Origin of the sequence: Acidihalobacter sp. (assembly GCF_037381185.1) — a bacterium.
GTDB lineage: Bacteria > Pseudomonadota > Gammaproteobacteria > DSM-5130 > Acidihalobacteraceae > Acidihalobacter_A.
Map to the genome: position 1 here is coordinate 37262 of NZ_JARRQY010000014.1, position 20125 is coordinate 57386.

16 protein-coding genes are annotated in these 20125 nt (G+C 62.0%); 1 reads left to right on the top strand and 15 read right to left on the bottom strand.

Translation table 11 applies throughout. From position 1 onward, the window contains the following. From P8014_RS06935 to P8014_RS07005, 15 genes are all read right to left on the bottom strand, one after another. Positions 1 to 1119 carry a prenyltransferase/squalene oxidase repeat-containing protein gene (locus P8014_RS06935; protein WP_337816584.1) on the bottom strand — a complete coding sequence of 373 codons (1119 nt, stop codon included), beginning with the start codon at positions 1117 to 1119 and terminating at the stop codon, positions 1 to 3. Beyond that, positions 1116 to 2324, bottom strand: coding sequence for a hypothetical protein (locus tag P8014_RS06940; protein WP_337816585.1), 1209 nt, complete (start codon positions 2322 to 2324; stop codon positions 1116 to 1118). The genes P8014_RS06935 and P8014_RS06940 overlap by 4 nt, the downstream gene beginning before the upstream one ends. Further along, entirely contained in the window at positions 2314 to 3507 is a 1194-nt protein-coding gene (locus P8014_RS06945) for a glycosyltransferase family 4 protein (RefSeq protein ID WP_337816586.1), read from the bottom strand. Before P8014_RS06945 ends, P8014_RS06940 begins: the two co-directional genes overlap by 11 nt. Further along, positions 3504 to 4775 (bottom strand): glycosyltransferase family 4 protein, encoded by a 1272-nt coding sequence (locus P8014_RS06950; RefSeq protein WP_337816587.1) that lies wholly within the window; start codon positions 4773 to 4775, stop codon positions 3504 to 3506. The genes P8014_RS06945 and P8014_RS06950 overlap by 4 nt, the downstream gene beginning before the upstream one ends. Before the next feature lie 148 nt (positions 4776 to 4923). Next, positions 4924 to 6861, bottom strand: a complete 1938-nt coding sequence (locus P8014_RS06955; protein ID WP_337816588.1) for an XrtA/PEP-CTERM system amidotransferase — start codon at positions 6859 to 6861, stop codon at positions 4924 to 4926. 2 nt (positions 6862 to 6863) lie between these two features. Beyond that, positions 6864 to 8036 carry a TIGR03088 family PEP-CTERM/XrtA system glycosyltransferase gene (locus tag P8014_RS06960; protein ID WP_337816589.1) on the bottom strand — a complete coding sequence of 391 codons (1173 nt, stop codon included), beginning with the start codon at positions 8034 to 8036 and terminating at the stop codon, positions 6864 to 6866. Beyond that, a complete protein-coding gene (gene xrtA / locus P8014_RS06965; RefSeq protein ID WP_337816590.1) occupies positions 8033 to 9547 on the bottom strand; it encodes an exosortase A in 1515 nt (504 codons plus the stop codon). Before xrtA ends, P8014_RS06960 begins: the two co-directional genes overlap by 4 nt. Next, positions 9544 to 10791 carry a TIGR03087 family PEP-CTERM/XrtA system glycosyltransferase gene (locus P8014_RS06970; protein WP_337816591.1) on the bottom strand — a complete coding sequence of 416 codons (1248 nt, stop codon included), beginning with the start codon at positions 10789 to 10791 and terminating at the stop codon, positions 9544 to 9546. Before P8014_RS06970 ends, xrtA begins: the two co-directional genes overlap by 4 nt. Before the next feature lies 1 nt (position 10792). Continuing rightward, complete coding sequence (locus tag P8014_RS06975) at positions 10793 to 11815, bottom strand: FemAB family XrtA/PEP-CTERM system-associated protein (protein WP_337816592.1); 1023 nt, start codon at positions 11813 to 11815, stop codon at positions 10793 to 10795. Beyond that, positions 11815 to 12711 carry an XrtA system polysaccharide deacetylase gene (locus P8014_RS06980; RefSeq protein WP_337816593.1) on the bottom strand — a complete coding sequence of 299 codons (897 nt, stop codon included), beginning with the start codon at positions 12709 to 12711 and terminating at the stop codon, positions 11815 to 11817. Before P8014_RS06980 ends, P8014_RS06975 begins: the two co-directional genes overlap by 1 nt. 119 nt (positions 12712 to 12830) lie before the next feature. Then, entirely contained in the window at positions 12831 to 13883 is a 1053-nt protein-coding gene (locus P8014_RS06985; protein ID WP_337816594.1) for an AAA family ATPase, read from the bottom strand. Between the two features lie 99 nt (positions 13884 to 13982). Then, on the bottom strand, positions 13983 to 15581 hold the full coding sequence (locus tag P8014_RS06990; protein ID WP_337816595.1) for a TIGR03016 family PEP-CTERM system-associated outer membrane protein: 1599 nt from the start codon (positions 15579 to 15581) through the stop codon (positions 13983 to 13985). A 14-nt stretch (positions 15582 to 15595) separates the two neighbouring features. Beyond that, positions 15596 to 16555, bottom strand: a complete 960-nt coding sequence (locus tag P8014_RS06995) for an AAA family ATPase (RefSeq protein WP_337816596.1) — start codon at positions 16553 to 16555, stop codon at positions 15596 to 15598. After that, on the bottom strand, positions 16552 to 18120 hold the full coding sequence (locus tag P8014_RS07000; RefSeq protein ID WP_337816597.1) for an XrtA system polysaccharide chain length determinant: 1569 nt from the start codon (positions 18118 to 18120) through the stop codon (positions 16552 to 16554). The genes P8014_RS06995 and P8014_RS07000 overlap by 4 nt, the downstream gene beginning before the upstream one ends. 114 nt (positions 18121 to 18234) lie before the next feature. After that, positions 18235 to 18738, bottom strand: a complete 504-nt coding sequence (locus tag P8014_RS07005; protein WP_337816598.1) for an XrtA/PEP-CTERM system exopolysaccharide export protein — start codon at positions 18736 to 18738, stop codon at positions 18235 to 18237. Positions 18739 to 19121: 383 nt separating this feature from the next. Between P8014_RS07005 and P8014_RS07010 the strand changes: the two genes are divergently transcribed. Then, positions 19122 to 20125: POTRA domain-containing protein (locus P8014_RS07010; RefSeq protein ID WP_337816599.1), on the top strand; the 1004-nt coding region annotated here is incomplete at its 3' end.

Sequence of the window (20125 nt, forward strand, 5' to 3'; positions counted from 1 at the left end):
TCAACCCATCCTTCGCCGCAGCAGCAGTGCGTCAAGCATGAACTTAGCTGCCCAACTTGGATAGCGATACCGCATGTAACCGCCATCCACTGGATGCGAGCCCTTGATGCCGCCAGCCACACCGGCGAGACCATTTATTCTCAACGTTCGTAGATTGAACCCAAGCGCCCTGTGGACCGCCGGCAGAAATCCGGCCTCGCCGGTCAGCTCCACCAGACGCATCCACACTATGGCGATCTGTGCATTCCCGGTCAGGCAACTCCAGCGCGCAGCCCCGTTCCAGTCGGCGTCGAGACGCCCCGGCAGCGCGCCGTCCTTATGTTGCACCTTCGCCAGGGCCCGCGCCGCCGTCAGTACCGTATCCAGGCCACGACCACCGTCCAGCGCCGCCACCTCCAGAATCCCGCGCAGAGCGTAAGCGATGGTGTGCGTGAGCGGGCGCGTATTGTCCTCCAGGCAGTTGTCCGGCAGCCAGCCGTTGGGATGGGCACGGCTCAGCGCCCAGTCCACATTGCGCCGCGCCGCCTCCAGGTAGCGGGGATCCGACAGCACCTGCGACACCCGTCCCAACCCAAAAGCTGTGCGCGTGTTGTACGTATTCAGCGTATGCATTGCGAACGGCGAGCCGAAACGCCGCCAGGCGCCGTCCTCGTCCTGGGCCGAGAGTAACCAGTCGGCTGCGCGATGCAGCGCCTTGCGATAGCGCTCTACACCCGTTTCCTCAAACGCCCGCGCCCAACCGAACAGCACCTGGCCAGTATTGAACACCGTGGGACTGACTTGTGGCGCGTTCATCAAGCCTGCACGAACCCCTCCGTCCGGCAGTTGCACTTCGCACTCCCAATCGGCCATGCGCAATGCACGTTCGCGATACTCCGGCTCCTGCCCGGCCTGCGCATAATCGCAGAGCGTTGGAATGATATAACCGGTCGTCTCCGGATAAGCCGCAGCCCAATCCGCTCGGCGCAGATCGTAGTACGCGCAGACCCCACCACAGCCGCTGGCATCCTGTGCCGCAGCCAGCCAACGTGCCAAGGCCTTACAGGCTGCGTCGGCTTCCGGCTTGGCGCGCGGCAACGGCAGGCGGTCGCGCAGGGCATGAAGTCGCGGTATCGTCATCCGCCTGTCGGCCTAACGCCCGCGGCGACGCGACAGAGTCCGATGCGTCCAGCCAGACGTCGCCAGTTGCGGTCCAAAGAAGGTCCCGGATCCGAGGATCGCCACAGCGCATCGTAGACACGGCCATGCGCAAGCGGCCAGCCCTGCACCGACTGGCCGACGGTCTGCGACGATTGCCGGTCGGCATCGCCATCACGCCAAATAGCGCGGCGATCCCGACCGGAAACAAACTCAGTGGCCCTACCGAGGGCGCCGAGATAATACGCATACGGCAGATTAATACCATTCAGCGTTGCCACCTCTTCCTGGTAATCGGAACGTCCCACGGTCGGTTCGATCGCGACGAATTCACCGGTAGCCGCATGCCGCTTGTATTCCATGCTCGCGAGTCCAGACATGCCGACCCGTTTGAAAAAGCTTGCCGTCGCTTCCGTCAATTTCACAACATGCTCGGGAGCGGACGTGCAGGATGCCGTTCCGCCCACATTGGGCGGCCAGGAGCGGATCTTGCGACCGACGAAACTGCACTCTAACCGCCCTTCCGACGACAGGTGCTGCAAACAGAAATAGATGTCCGAATCGTTGCCTGGAATCCACTCCTGCACGATGACATCGGGAAGCACATCGAGTATGCGCTCGATCAGCTGCCGGGCCTGCCCCGGATCGTCAACGAGGTATGCCTTGCGATACAGGCGTTCGTACTGCGGCGCGTGCAATGCCGGCTTGACGACGAGGGGAGGCGTCAAGACCAGCGCTGTCTCGATATCCCCGGGTTCGCGCACGTTCACCGTCCCCGGAATTCGCAAACCGGTTTGTTCGGCAAGGCGTGCGAACCCCTCCTTGTGCATCAGTGTCTCGAGCAACCCGCCGGACGGCAAGACGAAGCGGAACAGGCCGTGCAAATCCTCCAACGCCCCAGCAACGGTGCGCACAGTCCGCTCCTGTGTCAGAACGAGCACGGGGCGGCACCCCGTAAACCGTCCCTGGCCAAGCTCGACCAAGTCCCGCAGTAGAGAGTCACCTTCGAGAGCGGAAAGCTGCAGGCGGCTCGCATAGCGTGTGCGCAGTTCGAAGCGCCGAATATCGGTATCCGCAAGATAAACGGGAACACTCTCGCTGCCCAGGCTGCGTGCCACACCGAGTCCGTTCAGGCCGCTGCCAAGCACCAATGCCGGCACGCTCGGCCGCGAGCCGTCACGGTTCACCGGTGGCCTCTCTTGTCGCCGCTCGTTCACTCCTACGATCGACCGACTGCTCGGCGACATCGAGCACGACTTTGGCATTTGCGCGCCAAGTCAATCCAAGCTCAGAGATAGTCGCCGTCGCTGCTTCGCCGAGTCGGGCGCGCAACGACTCATCTGTCGCCAACCGGACAATCGCCGCTGCGCGCTGCGCCGGCTTTTCCGGATCGAACAGCAGAGCGTTGGCTTCATGCGTCAGGATTTCCCTGATGTTCTCACTGGCCGGCGCCACGATCGCACAGCCTGCGGCGAGATATTCGAAAAGTTTAAGCGGTGAGGCATAGGGCACGACCGCGGGTTGCAACGCCACGTCGAATGCCACGACGTGCGAGGGGACCTGCTCGCGTTCCACCACACCGGTAAAAGTCACGCGGTCCGCCACCCCGAGGGTGTCAGCCCTGGCCTCCAGCGCAGGGCGAGCGGGACCGTCCCCGACCAGCAACAAGTGCAGGTTCAAATCGGGATGTTGCGCCATGAGATCGAGGATGCTCTCCAAGCCGTGCCACTCCCGCACGAACCCGGTGAAACCGAGCACCAGGCGGCCGTCGAGGCCCAGGCGACACTTAGCCTCCGCGCGTACGGGCAAGGTGAGGTACTGCTGCGGATCGATACCGTTGGGTGTCACGCTGATGCGCTGAAGGGGCACACCCTCGCGCCCGATGCGCTGCGCGAGAACCGAAGTCACCGTGAAAACGTGATCCGCCCCGCGCCAGGCCTGTCGCTCGCTCCAGCGCGCCAATCCGCGCAGCGCAATGCCGCCGTAGCGGCTGCGCTCATCGAGCAAGGGAGCGTTGACCTCAAGCAGCAGCGGCACACCGAAACGCTTCCGTGCCCACGCCCCGGACACGAAGAATAGATTGTAGCGCTCGTAAATCACATCGGGCCGATGCTCGGCTATCGCGCGGCGCAGCCGACGGTAATCATGCGCGCTGTAGGCGAGTTCCAGCACCTCGTAAAGCGCCCGTGGCAACCATCTTTTGAGCGCCGAGACAAAACCGGTTTCCCCTCCGAAGGATTGCTGCTCGACGGACCTGGGGCCGACCACGACCACTTCGGCTCCTTCCTGCTCCAAGGCCCGAATGAGTTCGGCGATATGGACGAACTGTCCGTCCTTGGAACCGATGCGGTGATGATAGAGAATTTTCATCGGAGCCCCCCATCTCCATCGCAAATACGCCGGAACAGAGCAAGTTGCCCGGCGCTGGTATCCTCCCAGCTAAAACGCTGTGCATATTCCCGCACCGCATCCTGTCCCGGATGTGCATCGAGAAGTGCAACGATGGCATCAACCAGTGCCTCCGGTTCCCGAGCCGACGCCACGCGTCCAGCCACGGCCTCAGCCAGCACCTCGCTCACCCCTTCGGCGTCACAAGCGACCACCGGGGTACCGCAAGCCAATGATTCAAGCACTACGTTGGGCATGCCTTCGCGGCTCGAGGCCAGCACCGAAACGTTCGCCGCGGAAAAATAGCGTGCCAGATCGTCGTGAGCCACGGGGCCGAGAAAACGAACTCGCGCACCCAGGCCAAGTGTTTCCGCCTGACGCCGGAGAGCTCCCTCAAGGGGACCTTCGCCTGCAATCAGCAGAGTTGCATCGGGCAGACGTTGAAGCGCCTGCAAGGTTACATGATGTCCCTTGCGCTCGATCAGGCTACCGACAGACAGCAACACGGTTCCCTCGATTCCGAGTTCTGAGCGCAACGCCGCACCAGCCTCGACTTGAGGTCGAAAAAGCTCGAGATCCACACCATTGCGCAACACGACGATCCTCTTGCGGTCCACCCCCAGACTGACGAGGTGCTCCCCCAAGGCCGCGGACACCGATATCAGCCCAGCCGCACGTTCAGCGGCCCAGCAAAGCTGCCGCTTTGGCAATGGGTAACGGGGAATCCAGTTCACATCCGTTCCGCGCGAGGTTACCGTCACCGGTTTTCCGAGACGTTCACCGAGCCAGACCGCAGCCACGCCGTCGGGATAGAAGTAATGCGCGTCGATCAGATCAAATCCCCCGTTCTGCTGTTCGATCCGACGCAGCACCGGCAGCAAGGCGCGCGCCATAAGCCATGGAGCCACGCTCATCCCGACTTTGGGAAGAACAGGGTAACGCGGGTGCAACACTCGCAGGCCATGTCGCTTCTCTTCCCGTGGAACATCGGCATACTGCGCATAGCGGCCAAAACGTGAATTCCGCGAGGGAAACCAAGGAACCGGCGCCAGAACGGTGACCGACACGCCTCCCGCCTCCACCAGATGACGCAGGCGCTCTTCTACGAAAACCCCATGGCGCGGCTGTACGGCATTTGGATACAGGCTGGAGAACGTCAGAATCCTCAGTGTACGGCGCGTATCCATTCGTCCATCAACCAAAGTGTTCGTAATCGAGTGTGCCCCATTCGGAAACTCTTCAAAGCCCACAACGCCCCCTGGCAGCCTCCTCAGCTGCATCTGCCGGGCGAGGCATCATAACCGCCCCCGCATGCACGGCATCGAGTTGACCGGAACGGGGCCGACGAATATCAAACCACACTCTGCACAATTTTCAGCTTAGTAACTGGCTCACGCATCAGGCCTGCCGCCTGATGTTCGGTGCCTCGGCCGGAACAAAGCGTTGGGGAGACAACCGCTCCAGCGATCCGTTGAGCATCAGCAAACTCCACAGCACCGTGCCATGATCGCCGACGCCGCTCTGATGCTCCCGCCACAACGCCTGCAAAGCATCCATATCGAAGAATCCGGAACCCGCCAGGGCCGAATCGCCCAATACCTGCTCGAAAGGCTCGACCAGCGGCCCTCGGAACCACTGTTTGAGCGGCACGGCAAAGCCTTGTTTACGGCGATAGATGATCTCGTGCGGCAGATCGCGTTCCAGCGCGCGCTTGAGCAGATATTTGCCCTCGCCGTCATGAATCTTGTGCCGCCTCGGCAACGCCATACCCCACTCCACCACCCGATGATCGAGCAGCGGCACGCGGACTTCCAGTGCATGCGCCATACTGGCCCGATCCACCTTGGTCAGGATGTCGCCGGGCAGCCAGGTCTTGAGATCGAGATACTGGGCGATTCGCAAGGGATCGTCGGTCGGCGCACGGCGGGCATGCTCACGGAACAGTTCAAGCGCGCTGTAACCCTGTAGTTCGCTGCGAAAGCGCGCGCTGTACAGTCGCTGGCGCACCGACTGCGGTATCGAGGAAACGGTGTGGAAATAGGCTTCGACCGTATCGCGCGCCAAGGCCTGCAGTGTGGTCTTCGCGCGCAGCACCTGCGGTGCCCAGTCCGCCTTCGGGTACAGCCGTCCGAGCACGCCGAACACCGGCTTGCGCAACCCTGCGGGCAACAATTCCCGGACCCGGCTCTCGCGCAGATGCCAACGGTAGCGGCGGTAGCCGGCGAACACCTCGTCGCCACCGTCCCCGGACAGCGCCACCTTGACCCGCCGCCGCGCCAGCTCGCAGACCGCGTAGGTCGGCAACGCCGAACTATCCGCGAACGGCGCATCGTAGACCTCGGCCAGGCGGCCGAACATCTCATGGCCTGCGGCGTGCACGATACGCTCGTCATGATCCGTGGCGAAGTGCTGCGCCACCTGTCGCGAGTACTTTGTCTCATCGAAAGCCGGATCGTCGAAACCGATGGCGCAGGTCTGCACCGCCGCGGGCATCGCCTCCGACATCAGCGCCACCACTGCGCTCGAATCCACGCCGCCGGACAGGAACGCCCCCAACGGCACGTCGGCAACCAGGCGCAGGCGCACGGCGTCAACCAAACGCTCGCGTAACGCCTCGGCCTGCTCGCCTTCACCGCCCTCGCGGCGGGCCTCCAGGTCGACATCCCAGTACGGCTGCGGCGCCGGCTCGGACTCCCCCGCACGAAAGCACAGGGTATGGGCCGGAGGCAGCGTGCATACGCGCTTGAGGATCGAACGCGGATCCGGCACATAGCCCAGCGCAAGATATTCCTCGATGGCCAACGGATCGAGCTCGCGCTCCAGCCCCGGGTGCACGAGCAGCGCCTTGAGTTCCGAACCGAAGACGAAATCACCCTCGCGGGTGAAGCCGTAGTACAGCGGCTTGATACCCAGGCGGTCGCGCACTAGGTGCAGTTCGCGCGTTTCGCCGTCCCACAGCGCGAAGGCGAACATGCCGATGAAACGCTCGACGCAGGCCCGCCCCCAGGCACGCCATGCCTGCAGCAGCACCTCGGTGTCGGAATGGCCCTCGAACTCGTAGCCTATGCCGGCGAGTTCCTGTTTCAACTCGCGGAAGTTGTAGATTTCGCCGTTATAACTCAGCACCCAGCGACCATCGCCGCCGACCATCGGCTGACGGCCATGGACCAGATCGATGATGGACAGGCGGCGGTGCACGATGCCCACACCCGGCGCGGCATACACGCCGGACTGGTCCGGACCGCGGTGCGCGAGGGACTCTCCCATCCGTTCGAGAAAACCGCGCTCCGGCGTGCGTTCCACCGTACTGCATACGATGCCCGCGATTCCGCACATTTCTACGCCGCCCCCCTGCGTTCGACCGTGGCCGATCTGCCGTCCAGAACATCATCGTACAGTTGCCGATAGCGCCCTACCATGCTTTCCAGGGAAAACTCCGCCCGCATGCGTGCCCGGCCGGCTTCGCCATGTGTGCTCGCCAACGCCGGGCTCTCGCGATAGCCGGCCAACGCCTCCGCCAATTCATCGACGGCGCCGGGCGCGACCAGCGCCCCCGTCGTGCCATCGACCACCACCTCCGGATTGCCTCCGACCCGCGTAGCCACCACCGGCAAGCCACTGGCCATGGCCTCGAGAATCGCGATCGACACTCCCTCTATGTGCGACGGCAGCGCGAACACGTCGAATGCAGCCAGCAACTGCGGCACATCCGAACGGGCGCCGGTCAGCGTCACCTCGCGTTCCAAGCCCCGTGCGTGAATCAACGCCTCGAGCCTGGCCCGCTCGGGACCCTCGCCGACGATGAACAGCCGTGTATCGCGCGGCGATTCATGAACTGCGACCAGCTTGGAAACCGCCTCGATCAGCTGCGTCTGCGCCTTGACCGGATCGAGCCTGGCGACCGTGCCGACGACAAAGGTTTCCGGAGCCACACCCAGGTGTTCTCGGACGCGGCTCCGCTCGCCCGCATCGTGCTGAAAACCCGCCGCCGCGACACCGTTATGGATACAGACGAGCTTGGCCGCGGGCACGCCGACCACCTGATGCAGCCAGTTCTCCAGATCAAGCGACACCGCCACGAAGCGGTCTATGAACGGGCGCACTACACGGCGCAGCCGCACATACCGGGCCGGAACGGCCTCGCGCCCGACCAGCCAACCATGCTCGGAGTGGATCACCCGGCAGCCCGCCAATCGCGCGATCGGCGCGACATCCAGCGTCGCCAGGTTGTACGTGTTGACCAAAACCGGCCGCAGGCGCCGCAGCAATCGCCACAATCGCCAGTAACTCGGCAAATCCTTGCCCTCACGCTTGCCCAGCGCGAATACCGCCACCTCCGGCGAACGGATTCGCGCTCGAAAGTCGCTGAAGTCGGTCAGGCAGATCACGGCATGGCGGTAAGGGCCGTCGCTCATGCTGTTGATGAGATCGACCAACACGGTCTCCATGCCACCGTAATCCAGACGGTGGATCACATGGACGATCAGTGGCAGTCCATTCAAATCAGTCACCGGCCCTGCTCCGAAACCGCATATGCCTGCATGAACACCCGCAGACTTTCCGCCGCGCCTGTGACGGCACCCTGAGCAGAGGATGCCAACGGCGTCGACAGGATCACCACCTGGGTCGACTGCGGTGCTGCTCGCAACCCATCAAACAGTTGCTGAAGCTTGACTTGCATCAGGTCAGGAACGATCCGGTTGCCAACCTGGTACCAATACCAGACCAGCCGTTGCTGGCCACCCGAACTGAGTTTCAATTGATGCACTGCATGCAGCCCTGCGGGCCGCACAAGCATCGGTTTCCCGACCGGCCACCACTGTCCCGTGTTGTACAGTCGATTTCCGGCAAGAAAGAGTTTGTGCCCGTCACGCGGGCGGCCGTCGTAACGCACACGCACTATGTTGACGTGCCGCTCACCATCCACGAATGTACCCGTGGACTCGCGATCCGGCGCTCGGTAGCGAGCCCCGAGCGGATTTGCCCCGGGCAGCAACAAACGCCACGCGCCAAAGGCCTGCGGTGTGACCGGCACGGCAACGCTCTGTGCCACGGGGGTAAGAGCGGCCAATGCCCATCCGATCACCGGCCCTACCAGCAGCAACGATACCGCCAACACCCCAAGCGGGATGATATTCCCGCTGGCTGTCCCCTCACCGTCATCGGGTACTGGCGTCTCCGGCGGCGGCAGCTCACGCCAGCGCCAGCCGATAAGGAAGAGCAGCAGCAGCACCGTGCCGAAAAACTGCCAGCCGAAAATCAGATGATCTGTGCCGGTAGCGTACTGCACCCCGAACACCTCGCCGATCACCACCGTGAAATAGACGCGAAAACCATTGGCGACGATCGGCACCACGAAGGCGAACAGCATGAACACCAGCCGACGGCGCCAACTGCAATAGAACAAATTGGCGTATAGCGCCCCAAGCGCCAGGGAGGCAATGAAGAACTTGATGCCGCTGCAGGCCTCGGCGACATGCCAGGCTCCAAACGGCGTCTCGATCAACACCCCCTGCAGCACCGTGGTGAATCCGGTCAGCTGCAGCACGCGTACGCTGAACTCGGCCGTAATCTGCTGCAGCAACGCCGTCAGACCGGCCACCGGCCAGGGAAAGGCGAAGAACAGGTACAGCAACGGGAACAGCAGCGCCCGACCGACAGAGACACCATAGATCGCAAGCACCAGCGCAGGCAGCAGCGTCACCACTGCGAAATGCTGCATCAGTTGCACGCCGACCAACTCGCCCGTCAGCCACAACAACACCATCGCCGCGACCAACAGCAGGCCGGCCATGCTTGGTGCGAAATCGCAGGCAGCCACCTCCCTGCGGCGCGACCAGATCAGAAACACCGAGATCGGCACGATCAGAAAGGCGTACTGGAAAGTCCCGTCGCCAGCCCAGACGCCGACCAGTGTCTCCAGCGTCGACCGGTAGCCCAGCACATAGGACAGCAGAAGCAGGCCGAACAGCGCGTGCGAAAGCATCCGTCGGCCGCCGGCATTGTCCATCGTGCGGCTCATCGGGCCACCGCCTGTTGCAGTTCACCGGGCTCCTGCACGTCGCCTTCCAGCAGGCTTAACAACTGTTCCAGCGAATGCGTCCAACTGAATCGCTGGCCAATCAATCGACGGCGCACGCCCGCTTCACTGAGTGTAGTACCCCGCAGCCGCACGACCAACGCCCGGGCAAAGGCATCGGGCTCGTCCACCCGATCGCCCAGCACCGCATCGAACACGCCCAAGCCCTCCCAGGCCGCTTCCGTACCGACCACAGGCCGGTCCATGGCCAAGGCCTCAAGCACCTTGTTCTGTACGCCGCGCGCCACGCGCAGCGGGGCGCAGATCGCGCCCGCGTGTGCCAGGTAGGGGCGCACGTCCAGCACGCGACCGGTTACCGTCACCCCGTCGAACTCCTGCGCGAGCGACCGAACCGCCGGCACTGGCCTCTGACCGACGATATGGAACCGTGCCGCCGGCAGCGCAGCCCGGACCTGCGGCCATACCTCACGGCAGAACCAGACGACACCGTCGACGTTGGCCTGATAGTCCATCGCGCCGGTGAAAACGATGTCATCCCCCTCAGCCGGAAAGGGGTCGGCGTGCGGCAAGGCGGGATTGAAATAGTCCAGATCGACGCCGTTGCCGACGGCACGTATGCGGTCGTCCAACTCGGGATTGCAGCGATGGAAGAGCCGCGCCTCTTCTTCGGACACGAACAAACCGGTATCGTACGCCACCGCCAAATACGCCTCCTCGGCCGCCAGCGTACGGTGTTCGCGCTCATAGACCAGGCGCATCGGCCCCTTGGCCTGACCGGCATACTGCCGCCACTTCTCCGAATCGACGTCGACGAAGTCCATGACTCGGCGCACAGGATGCTGCGTCGCGCTCAGCCCGTATCGTCCCATTGCCGAGGAAAATGCGAAAACGCGCTTCACCTCATACTGCTGCAGAGTCTGTCCGACCCATCGGGCGAAACGGGTATGTTCGTAGCGCGCCAGCGAGAGCGGCGCCCCCCGCAGCGCGGCGGGTACACCGCGCAACTGTCCCGCCCATGGCCGCAGACGCGGCAGGTAAAGACTGTGGCAATACGGGCGCAAACGCTCGACATGCACCAGGTCCTGCGGGTCGTCGACAAACGCCCCCAGATGGATCCGATAATGGCGTGACAGGCCGTCGAGAAAATGGAATGAACGGATCTTATCGCCCTTGTCGGGCGGATAGGGAATACGGTGCGCCAGAAACAATAAATCCGGTGTGCCCATGCTACCCCAAGCTCCTGGCCAGAGGCGGACCCAGCAACTGACTGACCGACAGCGGCAGACGGCGCCACAGCCGGATGAAGCGCTCATACTTGGGATTCACCGGACTGACGTCGGGCATGGCCTGCAGGCGCACCAGATCATATTCGTAATGCAACGGTTCGGGCTCGAAACCCCAGTGCGTCTTGTAGCTGTACGAACCGGTCTCGCGCTTGCTGCGCCCGAAGTCGAACACGCGCACTCCGCGATCGACCGCTCGACACATCAGCTCCCAGTACATCAGATCGTAGGCTTTGAGATCACGGGCGGCGGCCGTACCCCCGCCGTAGTAGGGCAGCACCTCGTCGCGGAAATAGAAGCTCAATACCGAGCTGACCGGTTGCCCTTGATGGCGCACCGTGAGTATCTCGCTCTCCTCCGGAAACACGTCCAGCAGCGTACGCACGTAGCGGCGCGAAAACACCGGCGTGCCGAGGTTGCGCACGCTCTCGGAGTAGGCCCGGTAGAAATCGGCAGGGTCCTCATCAACCTGGACATCGAGCCCGGCCGCCAAACTTTTGCGGATCACCGCGCGCTGCTTGCGCGGCACCGCCTTGAGGTTGGCATCGTGATCGGCCGACAGCTCACGCCGGAAGGTGACGTAAAGCGATTTGGCCGGCCAGTCCGGGCGTGTGGAGCGCTGCTGTCGCAATTCCATGTATTCCACATTGAGACTGCGGGCCAGTTCGCTGCCGGCCTGCAACAACGCATCGAGGGTCTGCTGGTCACGCGCCACCGCCCCGCCATAGACACAGAACGGCGTCGAAATCAGCGCATCGTGGAACAAGCGGCTGCGAACTCGCGCCAGCGGCAACACACCTATGACCTCGCCGCCGTCCTCGGCCAGCAGATAGTGAGTCTTGTGGCCGAAGGCACGTTCCAGCACCGTACTCCAACCCGAACGGTGAAAAAAGCTTGCGTCGGGATGACCATCGACGAAGGCATCCCAGGCCGGCGCATCGGCAGCGGCCATAGCCCTGATCCGCATCAAGCAACTCCCTGCCGTTCGGCCGCGACACCACGGTCCGTTCCCTGCGCGAGGCGCATGGGCGCGGCGAATACGCTGTCCATGCGATCCCAGCGGAAATCCTGCAGCAGACGCGCAAGCCGGCGTTCGGTACGCCCCAGATTCAAATAGTGCCGAAAGCGGGTCTTCGCGCCGATGCCGCCGATGCGAGGCTGTCCGGGATCAATCTCCCAGGGATGGAAGTAGAACACCGTGGCCTCGCCGTCGCGATCGTTCACACGTCGAATGGCCCAACGGCTCACGGCGTAGGGATACAAACGGAAATAGCCACCGCCACCGCAGGGGAACGTCTTCCCATTCAGTTCAAAGGTCGTCACCGGAACTTCCAGCAGGCCGTTGTCACCCGGCGCGAATGCGAAGCGAGGCGCTTCCGGCATGCCGTAGTGGTCGTGCTGAATGGGATAAATGCTCGAGCTGTAGTGGAAACCGCTCTGAGCCAATTCATCCAGCGCCCAGAGGTTGTCCCGGCCGATCGAATAACTCGGTGCGCGATAGCCGCGTACTTCCCCGCCGCAGATATCTTCCAGCAACGCCTTGCTGCGCCGGATATCGTCGCGAAAGGCCTCAGGCTCCATGCCCGTGACGCGACGATGTTCCATGCCATGGCTGGCCACTTCGTGGCCGGCGTCCGAAATGCGCCGCACCATGCCCGGCAGACGTTCGGCCAGCCAGCCCAGCGTGAAAAACGTGGCCTTGGCATCGTGCTCGTCGAACAGCTCGAGAATACGCTCGACGTTGCGCTCGACCCGCAGACTTATACGCGCCCAGTCGCTGCGCGAAAGTACGCCTTCAAAAGCGGAGACTTGGAAATAGTCTTCCACATCCACGCTCATCGCATTGACGATCGCCTGAGTCATGATCCTCTCCGAAATCGATCCGCCCACCTACGATCGATGTCGCATGAAAAACGCCCGCTCACGGAAAGCATAACCGTGCAAATGCGGCATACCGATGACATATCCCCTCCTCAACATCCTCAACTGCGTAGCCAGCGCCCCTTCTGCCTCAACTGCCCAAGCAGTTTTTCCATACGATCGATACGCGTCAGGAGCGTACCGGCATCCCCGGATTCCTCCTCCTGCTCCAGCAACTCCTGTACCTGGGCCGGCCCCAGCAACTCCGCAACATTACGCTCAAGAGCTGCGAAGCGGCGCCCGATTTCCTCCGCGCCTTCCGCGCTGGCCTTGCCCGCTTCCGCCGCACCCGCCGGCGGCGCCCTGCGGCCGAACTCCTGTCCAAGCTCATCGATGACCGCCTGTAGTTCCGCTCGGCCGAGCTGCTCGCGTTCCTCCAGATAGCCGAACAGCAGCAGGCGGTCCATCAGGATATTGATCTTGCGCGGCACGCCCTGCGACCACTCGTGCAACAAGGGGAAGATGCCCTCCTCCAGACTCGGCATTTCGTTCCAATCCGCCGTGGTCAAACGGTGCTGGACATAATCCTTCACTTCCCCGAGGCTCAACGGCTGTAGATGGTGCCAGGCGATGATGCGCTGCCAGAGCTGCTCCATTCGCGGGCTGTCGAGGGTTTCTCGCAGGTCGCTCTGGCCGACCAGCGATATCTGCATCAGGGCACGGCCCTCCATGCTCATGTTAGACAGCAGGCGCAATTCCTCCAGCGCCTCGGCCGAGAACGTCTGCGCCTCGTCCACGATCAGCAGCACCCCTTTGGGATAGGCGTGCAGTAGGGTGCGCTCCAATTCCGTCAGCAATGCGGCCTTACTCGAAATCTCCGGTGACAGGCCGAATGCGGAGGCCACCAGCGGCAACACCTCGGAAGCGCCTACATTGGCTGCAGCGATACGCACACCGCGAATCTGTTTGTTCGCCAGGTAATCCAGCATGGTCTGGATGGTCAGCGTCTTGCCCGTGCCGACATCGCCTGTAATGACGATGAACCCTTCGCGCTGCCCCAGACCATAGATCAGATACGAGAGCGCACGGCGATGAGTGGCGCTGGGGAACAGGAACACGCTGTCAGGCGTCAACGCGAACGGCCGTTTGCTCAAGCCGTAAAAAGATTCATACATGGATATTGCACACCTTGGCTAAGGACCGCATAGCACGGCAAGTACACCGCGGCGCACGCTGCATGAAGCAGTCGGCGCCTCTTCTATGTCATTAACCGGCTAAAAAGTCGCCGACAACTGCAACAGGACGCTGTTTGCCGTGTAGTTGTTCGACTCGACATACGAACGACGCGTCTGACGATTGAGTATGAAACTCAGCTCCGCATTGGTCAGCAGCGCATAGGTCGCACCGAGGCTCGCAGTGTTCATGAAATCCGTGGAATCGGGAGTCAGCCTGCTCACCAACCGCTCGCGGTTGAAGCTGACATTGACCCTGGTTCTGGCCGTCGCCTGCCAAAGCCAGCCAACGCTACCGCCACTGGTACGATCCTCGCCCAGGCTCTCCGGCCGATAGTACTTGCGATCATCGAACAAGCCTGCCTTGATCTGGCTGCGGGACAACAAGTAGGTCACGTTGGTAGTCCAGCGTTTATCAATGTATATGCTCGTGTTCTGCAACTGATTGAGCGGGACGACCGGTGTGGCCGAGGTCAACGACACAGTATCGAGTTGCTGCAGCGAACTCACGGTAGGCGTTTCGGTGTATCCCATGCTGAGTTGCAAAGCGCGTGCGTGGTAGGCGGCGTTGACGGCCCAGGAATGTCCGAAGAAACGATGCCCGTAGAGCACCTGTAGCGAACTGGATGGATTCGACCATTGAAACCCTGCGTTCCAGAAATGGCTGCCGTAGCGATCTACCGTACCGTCCGGCTGGTAGTCGTTCTCCACGCCCCCCGTCGCCAGCAACTTGACGTTGTAGAACAGCTGGTAGCCGAGCCGCAACGAAGCATCGTCGAAATAGTCGGTATTGCCGGTATCGTCATACTTGACCCGAGTGCTGTTCCAGTCCAACGTCCACGACCAGTCCACGTTGCTGGAAGGGCTGACTAGGCGGAACGATTTGGTCCAGTTTTTCGAGTCGGTCAAAGAGGTATTCGTATAAACGACACGCCCATAGCTGTAGCGCAAGGTTGCCAATCCCAGCCGTCCCAAGCTCTGTTTCCAGTAAGGGCTGACCGAGGAGGTCCAGACGTTGGCGCGGTTAGAGGTGGTGGAGAACACGTTGTTGGTCGAATAGACCGCCATCGGATCGATAACCGACTGCCCATACTTTCCGTTGGCATCCAGAAAGAGGTGATTGCCGTACAGGTCGGTTTTCAACTCCCCTTTGAACTGGTTGTAGACCTGATTCTTCGGCGGATTACGCGCATAGCGGATAAGCTGAGCCGAATAATCGAAGGTCGTATAAAGCCGGCTGCCGACGCTGCAGCCCGACAGGCCCGGACGCAGCACCGTGGCGTAATTCGAACGGGCCGCGCTGTCGGGCACCAACTCGAAATTGTCGGAATACACCTCAGCCAGACTCACTGACGGCTGCAGAAATTTCGACAACGCCGGCGCCTGCTGGCTATCGCTACCGAGCGTTGCCAGAGGCTGCGCCGGCACACAGCTTCCCAGCGCACCCGGGGCAGGCGGCGCCAACGCGTTGACCGCGCCGATACCGGAATCGACGGTGACCGTCCCGCTGCCCGATTCCGCAGAACCGCCCGAGGCAGCCTGGGCCGACGATGGCAAGGCTATTGGTAATGCCAACAGTACGCAAAGCAGGAATTTGCCGTACGACAAATCCCTGCAACGGTGCGCCAGGCCTCCAGACATCGTGGTTTCTCCGCTCAACCCTTGTGGGCGCGTTTGTCGCGTCCATCCCCATCCGGCTGCGCTTCGTAGCGGTAGCCGTAGTGATAGCCGCCATAGCTGTCACCATGCGCACGCACGACCTGATTCAGCAGGAAGTTGATGGCTTTCTTGCGATCCAGAGGCTGCACAGCAGCGGCAACTGCCTTGCGTTCCGTCGCTCCGGCCTTGACCACCACCATGATCTGACCCACGGCTTCGGCCAGCACCAGAGCCTCTGGAGCGCCGAGCAGCGGCGGGGCGTCGAACAACAAGACCCTGTTACGTTTCCCAGCCAGGCGATCGAGCACCGTTTCCATATGCTGACTGGACAGATATTCCGTCGCGAGCGCATGTCGCGTACCTGCCGGCACAACCAGCAGCCGCGGAATATCCGTCCCGACAACGATATCCTCGACGTCGGCATCCGTCTGGCTGAGTACGTCCATCAAGCCCTTGCTCGCCTGCAATCCGAGATGGCGGGTAAGGCTCTGGCGTACGTTGTCGCCGTCGATGAGTACGACTTCCCAATCCGGCTCCTGGGCCAGACTGCGGGCCAGATTGAATGCAGTGAAGGTCTTGCCCTCGCCCGGCAACGCGCTGGTGATCATGATCAAGCGCCCCCGGTCGACCTTCACCGCGCCCCGGCCGGTCACGTTCGCGAGCAGCGGCCTCTTGATCCGGCGATACTCGCTCTCGAGTTGCTCGCGGGATGCCTCCGAAGGCAGCAGGCCAACGGTCTGAAGCCGGCTCAAATCGACGTGTACGGAAAGACGCGGCTTTTCGGGAACCACCGCGCCTGGAGGCTGTTCGGCATCGAGCAGGCGGCTATCCATCAACTCGGGCGTCGAAGCCTTGGACTGCGCCTCGGTTCGCTGCTCCGGCGTCAGACCGTTGTTCTCGCTCCCCGCCTTCTGGGAGGCGCGCAGTTTTTCCGCAGCTCGTTCGATGATGCTCACAGCCGTCCCCCCAACAAACGCGTCTGCACCAGATGCGCTCCCTGATTGGCGAACAGGATCGCGATGATGCCGGCCAACAGGAACACGCCGCACCCGGCCCAGAACAGCGTCAGCTTGCTGCGCCGCATACTCCGAAACGTAGGCGCCCCGGCAAACGACACAGCCCCGATGACAGGCAAGGAGAACATTTCGATCAACTCGGAACGCGTCATGAACACGGGCCTGATCTGCGACAGCAGATACGCCAGCGCGCCACCGGCTCCCAGAGCGAAGATCAACACCATGAACGCCATCAGGTGACGTTTCGGGGCAGCCGGCGTCAAAGGGGTTAGCGGTGGATCGACGACTTGGAACTTCAAAGGATTCCCGCTGGTCTGCGCGCTCTGCGAAAGCTGCGCGGAGTAGAGGCGTGACAGCAGGGAATCGTACTGCTTCTTGGTGACCTGATAGTTACGGGTAAGCGACTCGAACTGTGCCTGGATATCCGCCATCTGGCCTGCAGTGGACTTGAGTTTCGCAATCTGCGCGTTGGCCAGCGCGATCTGCGTCTTCAGGGTCTGAATCTGCACCGAGGTCTTATTCAGCTGCATCGACAAGTCCTGATACACCGGGTCCGCCGGATTGAACGTATCGGTCTTCTTGTTCTTCAGTTTGGCGATCAGCTCGTCGCGCTGCTTCTTCTCCAGCCGGATACGATCCTTGAGATCGACCACCCCCGGGTAGGCATCGGTATATTGCGTCAGCAGACTGTTCAACTGCTGCTGATCACTCTGGATCAGCGTACTGAGAGTCTGAACCTGAGGATCCGACTCCGGCCGCACCGGCGTCTTCCCCGTCTTCATCGCATAAATCTGCTGGGACAAGGTCCGTTGCTGGGCGGACGCGATAGCCAGCTGATTCTGCAGCGACGCGCGCCCGCTCTGCACCTTCTGCAACTGAGTGAAATAGTCACCGCCGCCGCTGGAAGGCATGAGCCCCACGTTTTCACGCTTGAATTTGGCCAAAGCCTGCTCGGCCTCGTTGAGTTGCTTGGCGTAGGCCTCGACCTGCTTCTTGAGAAACGACTGGGCGGCGACCGAACTCTGCTGGGAAGAACCCAGCGCATTGGTCATCATGACGTTGAGAACCTGCTGCACCACCTCTTTGGCCATTACCGGTTTGGGATTCACATAGCTGATCACGTACAAATCGGTGCCGGCGTTCTGGATTTCTATGCTACTGCGCAATCCGTTGAGCAAATTGGCCTTTTCGTCTGGCGTAAGCCCACCCAGATCAAGGTTGGATTTGCGCGCGATCTCTTCCAGGTTCGGCGTACTGAGCAAGGTCTTCGTCAGCAGCTGAACCTCCTGGTTCAAGTTCGGCTGTACCGCCAAGCCCCTCAGAAGTGGGCCGAGAAACGATGCGGTATCGACGTGCACCCGTGCCGAAGCCTTGTACTGATTCGGCAGCGCATAAACGACCAGCCAGCCGGCAAGCGCGACGCCCCACATTGCAGCCAAGGCATGCCAGCGAAAACGCCAGGCATTGCGCAATTCGCCCAAAAGCTTCTCAAACAGATCCTGCATGCCGTTACCTGGAACTCGCTACGCCCTGAAGTCCATCCACACATCGCACTCGATGCACGGTACCTTGAGACAAAACCGAACCCGGCCATCCGAATGGCGGGCGGCCGGCCAACGTCAAAACAGTTTCTGCGGAATGATGATGGTATCGCCGGGCTGCAAGGGAGCGTTGTCCTCGATGCTGCCGTTAAGCAGATCACCAAGGTATACGCGATAAACCTTTTCCTTGCCCTTCACCCGACGTACCAGCTCCGCCCGGTTGCCCGCCGCGTAAGGCGTCAGGCCTCCAGCAGCGGTCAGGGCGTCGAGCAGCGTCATCCCCGCACGATACGGCAGAGCCTGCGGCTTGACCGCCTGGCCAACGATTCGCACTTCATTGTTATAGGTTCCCTGGAACGAGCGCACAATAACCGTCACGTCGGGATTGCGGACGAAACGGGCCAATTCCTTCTCGATTGACTTCGCCAGTTCGGCCGGAGTCTTACCCTCGGCGGTGACGTCCTGCACCAACGGTATGGAAATGCGTCCATCGGGCCGCACCGGCACGGTTTCGGAAAGGTCCGGCTTGCCTTGCACGTAGATCTGCAACTGATCGCCGGGACCGATGCGGTAGAGCGGCACGCTGCTGACGACAGGTGCCGAACTTATCGGAGGGGGATTGGAACACCCTGCGAGCAGCGACAGAAACAGGGTCACAAACAAAAAGCGCAAAATGGTCAGTTTTCGCATGGCCAAGCGTCTCTCCCTCGATTGTTTATTGCCTCACCGCAGGTATGCCACAAGCTGCGGCGTCACCAAACGCGGGGAAACTTTACCGCTAAACATAGTGGCAGACTCCCAATAAAGGCGCAATAAACACGAGCTTTTCCGCATCATCGCCCTGCCAGCCCATCACACGCGGCAAAACCGAGCAAGGCGTGCAAAAATGGCCATCGGCCCTATTATGCGTCAGCCCGAAGCATCTCCCAGAGGTGTTTCAAACGGATGTCACGACCAAGCAGAACATGCCCCGACCAGAGCGCAATATCAGCCCGCACATCAATGCCACGACCCTCGGCCTGCTGATTGCCGTGCTGCTCTTCACCCCCGCGGCACACGCGGCATCAGCATACGAACTGAAGGGCATCCAGGGCGCGCTGCGAGACAACGTCGAAGCACATCTCTCGGGGCTCGCTCTTCCTTGCGACACACCGCGCTGGCAGACCGAAGCATCGATGTCGCGCGCCCGTAAAGCCGCCCGCCGCGCGCTCGAAGCTCTTGGACATTACAACCCCTCCATCAAGACGACATTGCGGCGTCAGAATCACTGCTGGCGCGTGCAGTTGGACATCCAGGCCGGACCACCGGTACGCATCACCCGTCTGGACATCGCGGTCACCGGCGACGGACGCGACGCTCCTCGGCTGACCGCGCTGTTGAGCGACCCGGGGCTACAGCTCGGCGGCACCCTCAACCAAGGTACGTATACCCAACTCAAGGACCGCCTCAAACACTATGCGCGCAATCACGGCTACTTCGATGCCAAGTTCACCGCGCACGAAATTCAGGTCGACCCTGCCACCAATACCGCCCGTATACGACTGATCCTGGACACCGGCAAACGCTATGTGTTCGGCGCCACCACGCTGCAGCAGGATGTGCTTGAGCCGCGGGTCGTACGCGGTTTTCTGAGCTACCGGCAGAACCAGCCCTACTCCAGCGACGCGGTGGTCGAAAGTCAGAGCACGCTCGCTGGCACCGGCTACTTCGGCACCGTCCGGCTACGCACGCAGGTGGACCAACGCGCCGACGGCAAGGTCCCCATGCACCTTACCCTGAGCCCGGCGCGGCGCTATCAACTGCTGACCGGCGTGGGCTACGCCACCGACACCGGCCCGCGGTTACGCCTGGATTTCCGCAACCGCAGGGTCAACCGCGCCGGCCACCGCTACGCCTTCACCAGCCAACTTTCGCCTGTGCAGTCGCAGGCCGGCTTCAAATACGAGATACCGCTGAGCAATCCGCGCAC

Coding starts and splice junctions, on each gene's coding strand:
- P8014_RS07000 (WP_337816597.1), bottom strand. CDS start 18,120: ATGCAGGATCTGTTTGAGAAGCTTTTGGGCGAATTGCGCAATGCCTGG.
- P8014_RS06955 (WP_337816588.1), bottom strand. CDS start 6,861: ATGTGCGGAATCGCGGGCATCGTATGCAGTACGGTGGAACGCACGCCG.
- P8014_RS06970 (WP_337816591.1), bottom strand. CDS start 10,791: ATGGGCACACCGGATTTATTGTTTCTGGCGCACCGTATTCCCTATCCG.
- xrtA (WP_337816590.1), bottom strand. CDS start 9,547: ATGAGCCGCACGATGGACAATGCCGGCGGCCGACGGATGCTTTCGCAC.
- P8014_RS06945 (WP_337816586.1), bottom strand. CDS start 3,507: ATGAAAATTCTCTATCATCACCGCATCGGTTCCAAGGACGGACAGTTC.
- P8014_RS06980 (WP_337816593.1), bottom strand. CDS start 12,711: ATGACTCAGGCGATCGTCAATGCGATGAGCGTGGATGTGGAAGACTAT.
- P8014_RS06985 (WP_337816594.1), bottom strand. CDS start 13,883: ATGTATGAATCTTTTTACGGCTTGAGCAAACGGCCGTTCGCGTTGACG.
- P8014_RS06935 (WP_337816584.1), bottom strand. CDS start 1,119: ATGACGATACCGCGACTTCATGCCCTGCGCGACCGCCTGCCGTTGCCG.
- P8014_RS06975 (WP_337816592.1), bottom strand. CDS start 11,815: ATGCGGATCAGGGCTATGGCCGCTGCCGATGCGCCGGCCTGGGATGCC.
- P8014_RS06990 (WP_337816595.1), bottom strand. CDS start 15,581: ATGTCTGGAGGCCTGGCGCACCGTTGCAGGGATTTGTCGTACGGCAAA.